The following is a 12,754-nucleotide window of genomic DNA, read 5'->3' on the forward strand; positions in this document are numbered from 1 at the left end:
CATGTCGTCTGATGCCTTCATCTCGATACAGAACGTCGACAAGTACTTCGGCAAGTTCCAGGCGATCGACAACGTCTCGATCGACATCGGCCATGGCGAGTTCTTCTCGCTGCTGGGCTCCTCCGGCTGCGGCAAGACCACGCTGCTGCGGATGCTGGCGGGGTTCGAGAACCCCTCTTCGGGCGAAATCTACATCGACGGCCAGCCCATGTCGGAAGTGCCGCCGCACTACCGGCCCGTCAACATGGTGTTCCAGAACTACGCCATCTTCCCCCACCTCAACGTGCGCGACAACATCGCCTACGGCCTGCGCCGGCAGAAACTCAGCAAGGCCAAGCGGAACTAGATGGTCGACGAGATGCTCGCCCTCATCAAGCTGCCGGAATACGGCGACCGCAAGGCCAACGAGCTCTCCGGCGGCCAGCGCCAGCGCATCGCGCTGGCCCGGTCGCTGATCCTGCGGCCCAAGGTGCTTCTCCTCGACGAACCGCTCGGCGCGCTCGACAAGCAACTGCGCGAGCAAATGCAGCTCGAACTGCGCCAGCTGCAGCGCACCGTCGGCATCACCTTCGTCTTCGTCACCCACGATCAGGAAGAGGCGCTGACACTCTCCGACAGGATCGCCGTGATGTCCCGCGGCCGCGTACTGCAGCTCGACACGCCCACCGGCCTCTACGAGCGCCCCGGTTCGCGCGACGTGGCCTCCTTCATCGGCACGATGAACTTCTTCGATGGCAAGGTCTCCAAGGTCGAGGGCACGAAGATCTCCGTCGATGCCGAGGGGCTCGGCCGTGTCCAGGGCGACCGCGGAGAACGCGCCTTCGCGGAAGGCGACAGGATCCAGGTCGCCATCCGCCCCGAAAAGCTGGAGCTGACCGAAGAGAAACCCAACGGCGGCACCTCTACCGTGCAGGGCACGCTGAAGGACTCCGCCTACCTGGGCGAACGAAGCCACTTCTTCGTCAAGCTCGACGGGCTCGAAAAGCCCGTCGCGGTCTCGGCCCAGAACAGGGTCGACGCGATCTCCGTCACCGGCGAGTCACGCCCGATCTGGCTAAGCTGGGATCCGGAGGCGATCGTCCTGCTGGGCGCCGAGTAGACCGATGCCGGCACTTTTCCGAATACGACGGGGCGGACCATGGCGGATGTGAACGGGCGCACCACCAAGCCTGTGAAACCCACCGGCCGCACCGCCTCGCGCGAGGTGCGGCGCCAGCAACTGATCGAGGCGACGATCGAGTCGATCGCCAAGCATGGCATTACCGGCACCACCATGACCACGGTGACCGGCTTTGCGGGGTTGTCCCTCGGCATCGTCAACTTCCACTTCCAGAACAAGCAGAACCTCTACGAGGAAACCCTGCGTCACCTCGCCGACGAGCACCGCGACCAGTGGCTGAAATCGGTGCAGAAGGCCGAGTTGACACCCGTGGCCAAGCTGCTCGCCATCGTCGACGCCAACTTTCACCCCCGTATCTGCAACCGCAAGAACCTCTCCGTCTGGTACAGCTTCTTCGGCGAGGCGCCCTATCGCCACGTCTACCGCAAGATCATGGACGAGATCGACGCCGAGCGCCTGAACTCCATGCGAGAGCTTTTCGAGCGGATCATCGAAGACGGCCAGTACGACGATATCGACGCCGCCGACGTCGCCAACACGATGGAGGCGCTATATGACGGCTATTCCATCAACATCCTGATCTACCCCGAGAAATTCTCGGGCGCCGACGCCAAGATCCGGATCCGCGATTTCCTCGCCAACACGTTCCCCCGACATTTCGACCCGCCCTCCGGAAAGGCCTGCGGCACCTGAATCATGACCAGAGATCCCCGCTACGACATCCTCTTCGAGCCGGTGAAGATCGGTCCGGTAACCGCCCGGAACCGCTTCTACCAGGTGCCGCATTGCAACGGCATGGGCCGCACCTTCCCGTCGTCCATGACCGAAATGCGCCGTGTGAAGGCCGAGGGCGGCTGGGCCGTCGTCTGCACCGAGGAGGTGGAAATCCACCCCTCCGCCGACCACACGCCATGGGCGGGCGGCCGCCTCTGGGAAGATCGTGACATCCCCCTTTTCGCCCGCATGTGCGAGGGCATCCACGAATTCGGCAGCCTTGCCGGGATCGAGCTGAACCACGCCGGCGTCATGACCGCCAACCGCTACAGCCGGATGGCGCCGATGGGCCCCTCGCACCACCCCGTGGCACTGGCCGACCCGGTGCAGGCCCGCGCGATGGACCTCTCTGACATTCGCGACCTGCGCCGCTGGCACCGCGACGCGGCCCTGCGCGCCCGCACCGCCGGGGCCGATATCGTCTATGTCTACGCGGGCCACCAGCTTTCGACCATTTCCCACTTCCTCTCGCCCTACCGCAACCGCCGCTCCGACCAGTACGGCGGCTCGTTCGAAAACCGCGCCCGCCTGCTGCGCGAAATCCTCGCCGACACCAAGGATGCCGTCGGCGACACCTGCGCCGTGGCCCTGCGCTTCGCCGTCGACGAGCTGATGGGCGACGAGGGCATGACCTGCGATGGCGAAGGCCGTGACCTCGTCGAGATGATCGCCGAAGAGCCCGACCTGTGGGACGTCAACATTTCCGGCTGGGAGCACGACAGCGCCCCCTCCCGCTTCAAGCAGCAGGGCTTCCAGGACGATTACGTCGCCTTCGTAAAGGGCGTCACGTCGAAACCCGTGGTCGGAGTCGGCCGCTACACCTCGCCCGACGCGATGGTCTCGCTGGTCAAGGGCGGCAAGCTCGACTTCATCGGCGCCGCCCGCCCCTCGATTGCCGACCCCTTCCTGCCGAAGAAGATCGAGGAGGGCCGCATCGAGGACATCCGCGAATGCATCGGCTGCAACATCTGCATTTCGGGCGACATGGGCTTCGCCCCCATGCGCTGCACCCAGAACCCCACCATGGGCGAGGAATGGCGCAAGGGCTGGCACCCAGACCGCATCGCCCCCAAACGCACCGAGGACTCGGTGCTCATCATCGGCGCCGGCCCCGCCGGGCTTGAAGCCGCCCGTGCCCTGGGCGAACGCGGCCACGAGGTCACCCTGGCCGACGCCCGCTCCGAGGCCGGCGGCCGCCTTGTCGGCGAACGCCGTCTGCCGGGCCTGTCGGAATGGGGCCGCGTGGTCGATTACCGCACCTACCAGATCAGCCAGATGGCCAACGTCCACCTCTACCTCGAAAGCGAGCTCACCGCCGAGACCGCCACCGAGTTCGGCGCCGACCGCATCGTGCTCGCCACCGGCTCCCGCTGGACAGCCGACGGCATCGGCCGCACCAACCCCCGCGGCATCGCCATCGACGAGGGCGCGACCGTGCTCACCCCGAACGACATCATGGACGGCACCGAACCCACCGGCCCCGTGGTGATCTTCGATGATGACAATTTCTACATGGGCGGTCTCATGGCCGAGAAGCTCCGCGCCGACGGCCACGAGGTCACCTTCGTCACCGCCGCGCCCGAGGTGGCGGGCTGGTCCCACAACACGCTCGAACAGCACGTGGTCCAGAAACGCCTGCTGGAAATGGACGTCGCCCTCGTCCTCACCCACAACGTCACCGCCCTGCGAAAAGGCGAGGCCGACCTCGCCTGCGCCTACACGGGCGCATCCCGCACCATCCCCTGCGGCACCGCCGTACTGGTCACCATGCGCCTGCCCGTCGACACTCTCTACCACGACCTAACCGCCCAAGGCGCCTCGAACGTCACCCGCATCGGCGACGCCTACGCCCCCGGCATCATCGCCGCCGCCGTCTACGCGGGCCACAAGTACGCCCGCGAACTGGGCGAACAGGACAACCGCGCCATCTCCTTCCGACGCGAACTCACCGAACTCTCCCCGGCCCCCGAACCCCGAAAGGCAGCGGAATGACCCGCGACCCACGCTACGACATCCTCTTCGAGCCGGTGAAGATCGGCCCCGTCACCGCGAAAAACCGCTTCTACCAGGTCCCCCACTGCACCGGCATGGGCCACATGCGCCCCCGGATGCTGGCCGCCATGCGCGGGGTCAAGGCCGAGGGCGGCTGGGCCGTGGTCTGCACCGAGTACAACTCCATCCACCCCACCTCCGACGACCTGCCCCACCCTTCCGCCGCGCTCTGGGATGACAGCGATATCCGCGCCCACAGCCTGATGACCGACGCGGTGCATGAGCACGGCGCGCTGGCCGGAGCCGAGCTATGGTATGGCGGCGCCCGCACCGCCAACCTGATGACCCGCGAGGTTTCGATGGACATCGCCTCGATGCCCAACCTCGCCGGCCACCCCTACCAGACCCGCGCGATGGACAAAGAGGACATCCGCAACCTCCGCCTCTGGCATCGCAACGCCGCGCTCCGCGCCCGCGACGCGGGCTTCGATATCGTCTATGTCTACGCCACCCACACCTACCTCCTTTCCAACTTCCTCCACCCCCGCATCAACACCCGCACCGACGAATACGGCGGCTCGCTGGAAAACCGCGTGCGGCTGGTGCGCGAACTGATCGAGGAGACCAAGGAAGCCGTGGGCGACCGCTGCGCCGTCGCCGTCCGCTTCTCGGCCGACGAGGAAATCGGCGAAGACGGCAAGCCCATCCACGGCGAACGCCGCGACATGCTGGCCATGCTCGCCGACCTGCCCGACCTGTGGGACATCAACATCGCCAATTACTTCGTTGAAATGGGCGTCTCCCGCTACACGCAGGAAGCGGCGCTCGAGCCCTACATGTCCTTCGTCAAGGGCGTCACCTCCAAGCCCGTCGTCACCGTCGGCCGCTTCACCTCCCCCGACACGATGGTCTCCCAGGTCAAGCGCGGCATCACCGATTTCATCGGCGCCGCCCGCCCCTCCATCGCTGACCCGTTCCTGCCGTCGAAAATCGAAACCGGCGCGCTCGAAACCATCCGCGAATGCATCGGCTGCAACATCTGCTATTCGGGCGACAGCCTCAGCGTTCCGATCCGCTGCACCCAGAACCCCGCCATGGGCGAGGAATGGCGCCGCGGCTGGCACCCCGAGAAGATCGAACCGAGAGGCTCCGACAGCTCCGTCCTCGTCGTCGGCGCCGGGCCCGCCGGACTGGAGGCCGCCCGCGCCCTCGGCCAGCGCGGCTACAACGTCATGCTCGCCGAGGCCACCCGCACCCTCGGCGGTCGCGCCACCCTCGAGTCCGCCCTCCCCGGCATGAGCCCCTATGCCCGCGTCCGCGACTACCGCGAACAGGCCCTGCAAGACATGCCCAATGTCGAGATCTTCCGCGAAAGCGCCATGACCGCCGACGCCATTCGCGAGGTCGGCGCCGATCACGTCGTGCTGGCCACCGGCGCCACGTGGCGCCGCGACCGGTTCGACGGAGAGGTCTACAAACCCGTCGCCGATCCCGACATCCCGCTCCTCACCCCCGACGACATCATGGCCGGCAACATCCCCGATGGCCCCGTCCTCGTCTACGACGAAGACCGCTACTACATGGGCGGCCTGATCGCCGAGCTGTTGCGCGCCAAGAGCCTCGACGTCACCCTCGCCACCCCGTCCGAGGTCGTCTCCGAATGGGCCGGCAAAACCACGGAACGCTGGTCCGTCCGCACCCGCCTCATGCAGCAGGGCGTCGCAATCGAAACCGCCCGGAACCTCGAACGCTATGACGGCACCGAGGCCACCCTCTCTTGCATCTTCACCGGCACGGAAAAACGCCTGCCCGTCTCTTCCGTCGTCATGGTCACCCAGCGCGCGCCGAACGACACGCTCTACCACGACATCCTCGCCTCCGCCGGCGGGGATCCCTCAAGCCTCCCCTTCACCCTGAAACGCATCGGCGATTGCGAGGCCCCCGCCATCATCGCCGCCGCCGTCTATGCCGGCCACCGCTACGCCCGCGACCTCGACTTGCCGGAAGAAACAACCCGCCTCACCCGCCATGACCGCGTCGACGTGGGCGCCACGCTTTCCCAACCCGACACGGCCTATCTCGATACGCTGCTGAAATACTACGAGGAAGAGATCGAGGGCGAAGCCTATTTCCACCGCATCGCCGACCGTCTCGCCACGCCGGATCACGCCGACAAGATGCGCCTGATGGGCGACGTGGAAACCTTCGCTGCCGCCGCCGTCCGCCCGCTGCTCGACAAGTACGGCCTGACCCCGCGCCCTTCGGCCGACCTTCACGCCACCGGCCACGCCCAAGCCGACCGCGAATCCACAGACTGGCCCACTTTGATCGCCGGCATGCAGCAAAGCTTCCCCGGCTATATCGGCGATTTCAAGGGCCTCGAAGCCATGGCCCCGCCCGAGGACCTGCCCGCGCTCAAGGTCCTCACCGCGCATGAATACGCCGCCATCGACTTCCTCGAACTGGAGGCTTCGAGCGCGAGCGAAAGCACGGCCCCCCTCCGCCGCTACATGGAAACGGGGCGGGCATGAGATACCTCCTCCTCACCCTCCTCCTCGCCACCCCCGAGCTCGCCAACGGAACCGACGCCGAAACGGATGCGCCGGATACGAATATCTACGGCGAGCCACAGGCCCAATCCGAAGGCGTCCCCCGCGAGTGCGATGTTTGCACCGCCCGCCACAAGAGCCTGCAACGACTTCAGCAGCAACGGCTTTCCCTGCCCGACAAAGAGGCCGACACCGAAGATGACGGCTGACACCGCCTTCCCGACGCTCTTCTCGCCCCTCCGCGTCGGCCCCGCCCTCCTGAAAAACCGAATCTTCTCCACCGGCCACATGACGGTGATGCTGGAAGACGGCGTGCCCTCGGCCCGCATGGCCGCCTATCACGGTGCCCGCGCCCGGGGCGGCGCCGGGCTCATCATCGTCGAGGCCGCCCGCGCCCACCCCTCCGGCACCTCCGGCCGCGCGGCGATCACGGCCTATGACGACAGTTGCATCCCCGGCTACGAGCGCATCATAGCCGCCTGCCGCCCGCATGGCTGCAAGGTCTTCGGCCAACTCACCCACCCGGGCCGCGAAATGGGCGCTTTGGCCGATGGCACCCAGCCCGTGGCCTACGCCCCCTCCGCCGTGCCGAACGAACGCTTCCACGTCATGCCCCGTGCCATGCCCCTGGCCCTCATTGCCGAGCTCATCGAAGGGTTCGAGGCCGCTGCCGCCCGCTTGAAACGCGCCGGCCTCGACGGCATCGAGGTGCTCGCCTCCCACGGCTACCTCCTCGGCCAATTCCTCAACCCCCGCACCAACATCCGGCAAGACGCCTATGGCGGCTCCCCCGAGAACCGCCTCCGCCTCGTCCGCGAGGTGCTCGCCGCCGTCCGCCGCGGCGCCGGCGACGGGCTCGCCATCGGCCTGCGCATCTCGGGCGACGAAAAAGACCATGACGGCCTCGAACAGCCCGAGGTCATCGCGATCTCCGAAGCCCTCGCCGCCGACGGCATACTCGACTACCTCAACGTCACCGCCGGCACCTCCGCCGGGCTGTCGGGCTCTACGCATATCGTGCCGCCCATGCATTACGAGACGGCCTACACCGCCCCTCTCGCCGCCGCCATCCGCGCCCGCCTCTCGATCCCGATTTTCGTCGCCGGCCGCATCAACCAGCCCCAGATCGCCGAGGAAGTGCTCACCTCCGGCCAGGCCGACATGTGCGGCATGACCCGCGCCATGATCGCCGACCCGGAAATGCCCCTGAAGGCCGAAGAAAACCGCCTCGACGACATCCGCGCCTGCATCGCCTGCAACCAGGCCTGCATCGGCCACATGCTGAACGGCCAGCCCATTTCCTGCATCCAGCACCCCGAAACCGGCCGCGAACTGGAATACGGCACCCTCTCCAAGGCCATGAACCCCAAGCGCGTCCTCGTCATCGGCGGCGGCCCCGCCGGCCTCAAGGCCGCGGCCATCGCCGCCGCCCGCGGCCATGACGTCACCCTGCACGAGGCCACCGCCACCCTCGGCGGCCAGGTCAACCTTGCCCAAACCCTTCCCGGCCGTGCCGAATTCGGCGGCGCCGCCACCAACCTTGCCCACGAGGCCAAGTCGGCCGGCGTCGACATCCGCCTCAACAGCCCCGCCGACCTCTCTCTGATCGAAAGATCAGCCCCCGACGCCGTGGTCTGCGCCACCGGCGCGCAACCCTACACCCCCGACATCCCCGGCGCCGACGAGGCCCATATCCTCACCGCCTGGGAGGTGCTGCAGGACAAAGCCAATATCGGCGGCCGCGTCGTCATCGCCGACTGGAAAGGCGACTGGATCGGCCTCGGCCTCGCCGAACGCCTCGCCCGCAACGGCTGCCACGTCCGCCTTGCCGTCAACGGCACCATGGCGGGCCAGTCCATCCCCCAATACGCCCGCGACGCCTGGCTCGGCACGCTCCATCGCCTCGGCGTCGAGATCCTCCCCTATCTCCGCCTTTACGGCGCCGATGCCGAGGACGCCTATTTCCAGCACGTGCTCAGCGGCGAGCCGGTGATGCTCGAAGGCGTTGACACGCTTGTCACCTCCCTCGGCCACCAGCCCGTCGCCACGCTGGCCGACGCGCTCTCGCAGTGGCCGGGCGAGCTGCACCTGGTCGGCGATTGCCTCACCCCGCGCACAGTAGAGGAAGCCGTGTTCGAAGGGCTCAAGGCCGGCGCGGCGCTCTGACGCGCTATCCCGACAATTTCGATTAGGTATTGCGCCACACGGGGATTTGTGGTGAATCCCATTGATAAACGCCAAGCTGGGACATACCCAAGCCAGGCACGAATCCGTTCAGGTCCATGTCCCGGAGCCCAGCATGACGCGCCACGCCTTCCGCCTTTTCCCGCTCGCCGCCCTCGCCGCCGCCTGTCTGACCGGCCCTGCCGCGATGGCCCAGGATACGCCCATCGGCAAGAACGTCATGGTCGAGCTGAACACCGTCAAACCCGGCGACAACGCCTGCGCGCTGACCTTCCTCGTCATCAACGGCCACGACAAGCCGATCGAGAAGGCGGTCTACGAGACCGTCCTCTTCAACGCCGAGGGACAGGTCGACCGCCTCACGCTCTTCGATTTTGGCGAACTGCCGCCGGGCCGGCCCCGCGTGCGGCAATTCTCGGTCCCCGGCCTGACATGTGACAACATCAGCCGCGTGCTGATCAACGGTGCCCATGCCTGCACCGCGCCCGAGCTTGACGAGAGCGCCTGCTCGACCGGCCTGCAGGTCAACAGCCGCACAGAGGTGGAGGTGGTCGGATGACCGGACTTCTCGAAGCCCTCCGCCAGGTCGCCGATCTCGGCGGGCCCGTCGTCATGGTCCTGATCGGCGTCTCGGTGCTGACGCTGGCGGTGATCCTCTACAAGCTCTGGCAGTTCAAGGCGGCCCATGCCGGCCGTCACCGCGAACTGTCCGAGGCCGTCGCGGCCTGGGACCGGGGCGACCGTGCCGGGGCGCAACAGGCACTCTCCCGCTCGCGCAGCTACCTTGCCCCGGTGATCGAGATGGCCTTCACCTCCGGCCCGGCCGACGCCGCCCGGCTCGAGGCCGAGGCCGAAAGCCGCTTCGCCCGGCTCGAAAGCGGCTTCCGCCTGCTCGATTCCGTGGCCCAGCTCGCCCCCCTCCTCGGCCTCTTCGGCACCGTTCTCGGCATGATCGAGGCGTTCCAGTCGCTCCAGCAGGCCGGCGCACAGGTCGACCCCTCGCTCCTGGCGGGCGGCATCTGGGTGGCGCTGCTGACCACCGCCGTCGGCCTTGCCGTGGCCATGCCCACCGCCCTGGTGCTCAGCTGGTTCGAGGCCCGCATGGACGCCGAGCGCGTCACCGCCGGGCGCGCCATCTCGACCATCCTCTTCCCGCAAGGGGCCGCGCCGGCCGCCGCGCCCACCCGCGGCGCGGTGCCCGCCGGTGCGTAGATCACGCGCCCGCAAGCGCCTGTCGATGACGTCGCTGATCGACGTCATCTTCCTGCTGCTGCTCTTCTTCATGCTGTCCTCGACCTTCTCGCGCTTCGCCGAGGTCGAGATCAGCGCGGCAGCCGGCGGCGCAGCGGCCCCCTCCGACACGCCCCCCGCCTTCCTGCGGCTCAGCCCCGATACGCTCAGCCTCAACGGAGAGGACGTGGAAATCGCCGGCCTGAAACCCGCCCTCGACGCGCTGCGCGAAACCGAGGAGACGGAAACCCCCGTCCTCGTCAGCCTGCGTGACGGCGTCAACGCCCAGCGCCTGACCGACCTGCTGGTCGCCCTGCGCTCCGTCGGGCCCGTCCGCGTCACCGTGCTGGGAACCGCCTCATGAGACGCGCGCGCGCCACCCAGAAACGCGAACCCACCATCGCACTCATCAACATCGTCTTCCTGATGCTGGTGTTCTTCATGGTGGCCGGCACCCTGGCCCAGCCGCTCGACGGCGATCTCGACCTCGTGCGCACCGCCGATCTCGAAGGGCGCGCGCCGCCCGACACGCTGGTCGTCCACGCCGACGGCCGGCTCAGCTACCGCGGCGAAACCCAGGCCTCCGCCACCGCCTACGTCGCCACCCTCTCCGAGGAGGAGCGCAAGACCATCCGCCTCGTGCCTGACCGCGAGCTGCCGGCCCAGACCCTCGTCGACCTCACCCGAGAATTGCGCAGCCAGGGGGCCGAGCGCGTGCTCGTCGTCACCGAAAGGGGGCTGCAATGACCGCCTCTTCCCGCCTCGCCAAGACCCTCGCCGCCGCCACCGCGCTCACCGTCCACGGGCTGGCGCTCTGGGCCATCACCCCGGATATCGAGATCGAGATGGAAGGCTCCGGCGGCGCGATGCAGGCCAGCCTCGGCAATTCCTTCTCCGACATGGTCGAAGGCACCGTCTCCCCCGCCGAGACGGAGGAGCTGACCGAACCGGACGCCCCCGAGGCGCAGGCGGAACCGACCGAGGCCGAGACGACCGAGGCCGACCAGACCGAAGAGCTGACCGAGGAAACACCCACCGGGGAAACCGCGCAGGACCAGCCGGAGGAAGCGCGCGAAGCCGAGACGCCCGAGCAGCAAACCGCCGAAACCACGCCCGAGGAAACCCGCCCCGACGCGCCCGAGCCGGTGGCGCACGACACGCCCGAACAGCCGCAGCCGCCGCAACAGCCCCAGCAGGCCGAAACCGCCACCGCGCCGGAAGCCCCCGATCAGGTCACCGCCGACGTGGCCGTCGCGCAGGACGCCGAAACCCCCGAGCCCGAAACCCTGCAACAGACCGCCCCGGACGAGATCCAGCAGGCCGAACCCAGGGCCGAGCCGCAACCCGCCGAGCCGCCCGTCGCCGCGACCGAACCGCAGGCGATCGAACCGACCCAGCCGGAACCGACGGTCGCCGAACCCGTCACCTCGACCAACCTCGCCGAAAGCGCCGAAACCATCGAGGCCGAGGCCGAAACCTCCCCCGCCGTCTCCCGCTCCCTGCGCCCGCAGACGCGGCCCAGGGCGATCGAGGAAGAGCAGGAGCGCCTCGCCCGCCAGCGCGAACAGGAACGGCAGGAGCGGCAGGCAGAACAACGCCGCCAGCAACAGCAACAGCAGCAACAGGCCGCCCGCCAACAGCCGCAGGGCAACGCCAGCCAGAACGCCACCACCGGCGCGGCCACCGGCGCCGAGACCAACCGCCGGCAGGCCAATACCGGCACCGGCCGCTCTGCCGAATCCGGCAACGCGGCGGCCAGCAACTACCCCGGCCAGGTGATGCGCCAGCTGTCCCGCGTCCGCCGCCCGCAAGTGGGCTCGCGCGGCACCGCGGTCGTGGCCTTCACCATCTCCTCCAGCGGCGGCCTCGCGGGCCTGTCGCTTGCCCGCAGTTCCGGCAACGGCCGGCTCGACCAGGCGGCGCTCGGCGTCGTCCGCCGCGCCGCCCCTTTCCCGGCCCCGCCCCCCGGCGCCCGCCGCAGTTTCTCGATCAACATCAAGGGCGGCTAATCCGCCATCCTTCTTGCCTCGCCCCGGCGTCTTCTTGGCCCAAATACTCCCGGGGGGAGCGTTGAAGTTCGGTACGAACTACAACGTGGGGGCAGAGCCCCCGAAAGGCGCCACCCTCCCGGCACGCGCCATCGCAAAACCCCGCTTGCACCCCGCGCCCTGCTCGCCCAAACTCCGGCGCCAAAGGGAGGGCCAAGATGACCGACGATCCAGACCGACACGCGATGAAGATGGCCAAGAAGAAGGCCGCGCGCGACAAGATCATGGCCACCAAGACCGACGAGAAGGGCCTGATCATCATCCATACCGGCAAGGGCAAGGGCAAATCCTCGGCCGCCTTCGGGATGATCTTCCGCTGCATCGCCCATGACATGCCCTGCGCCGTGGTGCAGTTCATCAAGGGCGGCATGAGCACCGGCGAGCGCGACCTGATCCTGTCGAAATTCTCCGACGCCTGCGCCTTCCACACCATGGGCGAGGGCTTCACCTGGGAAACCCAGGACCGCGAGCGCGACACCGAGATGGCGCAGGCCGCTTGGGAAAAGGCGAAGGAGCTGATCCGGGACGAGAAGAACCGCATGGTCCTGCTCGACGAGATCAATATCGCCCTGCGCTACGACTATCTCGACGTGAACGAGGTGGTGGAGTTCCTGGTCGAGGAAAAGCCCGACATGACCCATGTCGTTCTGACCGGCCGCAACGCCAAGGACGAGCTGATCGAGATCGCCGACCTGGTGACCGAGATGGAACTGGTCAAACACCCGTTCCGCTCGGGCGTGAAGGCGCAGATCGGCGTGGAGTTCTGATCGGCGCGACCGCTCACACCCCGCATTGACCCCCGGCACCGGCAAGGCCATCATGCGCCATCGCCCGCCCTGCCGCCGCCCGGAGCGCCC

Annotated in this window: 12 protein-coding genes and 1 pseudogene; all 13 read left to right on the plus strand. The window is 67.9% G+C overall.

Going from position 1 to position 12,754, the window contains the following annotated elements; all coding sequences use genetic code 11:
* Position 1 precedes the first annotated feature (1 nt).
* Positions 2 to 481: pseudogene (locus QUV18_RS23530) on the plus strand (ABC transporter ATP-binding protein); the annotation flags it as partial.
* 237 nt (positions 482 to 718) lie between these two features.
* Positions 719 to 1,099, plus strand: coding sequence for a TOBE domain-containing protein (locus tag QUV18_RS23535; RefSeq protein WP_366914614.1), 381 nt, complete (start codon positions 719 to 721; stop codon positions 1,097 to 1,099).
* Positions 1,100 to 1,138: 39 nt separating this feature from the next.
* On the plus strand, positions 1,139 to 1,813 hold the full coding sequence (locus tag QUV18_RS00085; RefSeq protein ID WP_300891174.1) for a TetR family transcriptional regulator C-terminal domain-containing protein: 675 nt from the start codon (positions 1,139 to 1,141) through the stop codon (positions 1,811 to 1,813).
* A gap of 3 nt (positions 1,814 to 1,816) precedes the next feature.
* Positions 1,817 to 3,886, plus strand: coding sequence for an FAD-dependent oxidoreductase (locus QUV18_RS00090; protein ID WP_300891176.1), 2,070 nt, complete (start codon positions 1,817 to 1,819; stop codon positions 3,884 to 3,886).
* Complete coding sequence (locus QUV18_RS00095; RefSeq protein ID WP_300891178.1) at positions 3,883 to 6,417, plus strand: FAD-dependent oxidoreductase; 2,535 nt, start codon at positions 3,883 to 3,885, stop codon at positions 6,415 to 6,417. The genes QUV18_RS00090 and QUV18_RS00095 overlap by 4 nt, the downstream gene beginning before the upstream one ends.
* Entirely contained in the window at positions 6,414 to 6,644 is a 231-nt protein-coding gene (locus QUV18_RS00100; RefSeq protein ID WP_300891180.1) for a hypothetical protein, read from the plus strand. Before QUV18_RS00095 ends, QUV18_RS00100 begins: the two co-directional genes overlap by 4 nt.
* A complete protein-coding gene (locus tag QUV18_RS00105) occupies positions 6,634 to 8,601 on the plus strand; it encodes an FAD-dependent oxidoreductase (protein ID WP_300891182.1) in 1,968 nt (655 codons plus the stop codon). Before QUV18_RS00100 ends, QUV18_RS00105 begins: the two co-directional genes overlap by 11 nt.
* Positions 8,602 to 8,734: 133 nt before the next feature.
* A complete protein-coding gene (locus QUV18_RS00110; RefSeq protein WP_300891184.1) occupies positions 8,735 to 9,178 on the plus strand; it encodes a hypothetical protein in 444 nt (147 codons plus the stop codon).
* On the plus strand, positions 9,175 to 9,831 hold the full coding sequence (locus tag QUV18_RS00115; protein ID WP_300891186.1) for a MotA/TolQ/ExbB proton channel family protein: 657 nt from the start codon (positions 9,175 to 9,177) through the stop codon (positions 9,829 to 9,831). The genes QUV18_RS00110 and QUV18_RS00115 overlap by 4 nt, the downstream gene beginning before the upstream one ends.
* A gap of 25 nt (positions 9,832 to 9,856) precedes the next feature.
* Positions 9,857 to 10,213, plus strand: coding sequence for a biopolymer transporter ExbD (locus QUV18_RS00120; protein WP_300892026.1), 357 nt, complete (start codon positions 9,857 to 9,859; stop codon positions 10,211 to 10,213).
* Positions 10,210 to 10,596 carry a biopolymer transporter ExbD gene (locus QUV18_RS00125; protein WP_300891187.1) on the plus strand — a complete coding sequence of 129 codons (387 nt, stop codon included), beginning with the start codon at positions 10,210 to 10,212 and terminating at the stop codon, positions 10,594 to 10,596. Before QUV18_RS00120 ends, QUV18_RS00125 begins: the two co-directional genes overlap by 4 nt.
* Positions 10,593 to 11,858, plus strand: coding sequence for an energy transducer TonB (locus QUV18_RS00130; protein ID WP_300891188.1), 1,266 nt, complete (start codon positions 10,593 to 10,595; stop codon positions 11,856 to 11,858). Before QUV18_RS00125 ends, QUV18_RS00130 begins: the two co-directional genes overlap by 4 nt.
* 197 nt (positions 11,859 to 12,055) lie before the next feature.
* The gene (cobO, locus tag QUV18_RS00135) at positions 12,056 to 12,664 is read left to right on the plus strand and encodes a cob(I)yrinic acid a,c-diamide adenosyltransferase (protein ID WP_300891190.1); all 609 of its coding nucleotides are present in this window, start codon (positions 12,056 to 12,058) and stop codon (positions 12,662 to 12,664) included.
* Positions 12,665 to 12,754 lie beyond the last annotated feature (90 nt).

This window comes from Roseovarius sp. (genome assembly GCF_030373445.1).
GTDB lineage: Bacteria > Pseudomonadota > Alphaproteobacteria > Rhodobacterales > Rhodobacteraceae > Roseovarius.

Bases quoted from the DNA above. Each gene is read 5' to 3' on its own strand.
- QUV18_RS23535 (WP_366914614.1), top strand. From the start codon at position 719: ATGAACTTCTTCGATGGCAAGGTCTCCAAGGTCGAGGGCACGAAGATC.
- QUV18_RS00085 (WP_300891174.1), top strand. From the start codon at position 1,139: ATGGCGGATGTGAACGGGCGCACCACCAAGCCTGTGAAACCCACCGGC.
- QUV18_RS00090 (WP_300891176.1), top strand. From the start codon at position 1,817: ATGACCAGAGATCCCCGCTACGACATCCTCTTCGAGCCGGTGAAGATC.
- QUV18_RS00095 (WP_300891178.1), top strand. From the start codon at position 3,883: ATGACCCGCGACCCACGCTACGACATCCTCTTCGAGCCGGTGAAGATC.
- QUV18_RS00100 (WP_300891180.1), top strand. From the start codon at position 6,414: ATGAGATACCTCCTCCTCACCCTCCTCCTCGCCACCCCCGAGCTCGCC.
- QUV18_RS00105 (WP_300891182.1), top strand. From the start codon at position 6,634: ATGACGGCTGACACCGCCTTCCCGACGCTCTTCTCGCCCCTCCGCGTC.
- QUV18_RS00110 (WP_300891184.1), top strand. From the start codon at position 8,735: ATGACGCGCCACGCCTTCCGCCTTTTCCCGCTCGCCGCCCTCGCCGCC.
- QUV18_RS00115 (WP_300891186.1), top strand. From the start codon at position 9,175: ATGACCGGACTTCTCGAAGCCCTCCGCCAGGTCGCCGATCTCGGCGGG.
- QUV18_RS00120 (WP_300892026.1), top strand. From the start codon at position 9,857: ATGACGTCGCTGATCGACGTCATCTTCCTGCTGCTGCTCTTCTTCATG.
- QUV18_RS00125 (WP_300891187.1), top strand. From the start codon at position 10,210: ATGAGACGCGCGCGCGCCACCCAGAAACGCGAACCCACCATCGCACTC.
- QUV18_RS00130 (WP_300891188.1), top strand. From the start codon at position 10,593: ATGACCGCCTCTTCCCGCCTCGCCAAGACCCTCGCCGCCGCCACCGCG.
- cobO (WP_300891190.1), top strand. From the start codon at position 12,056: ATGACCGACGATCCAGACCGACACGCGATGAAGATGGCCAAGAAGAAG.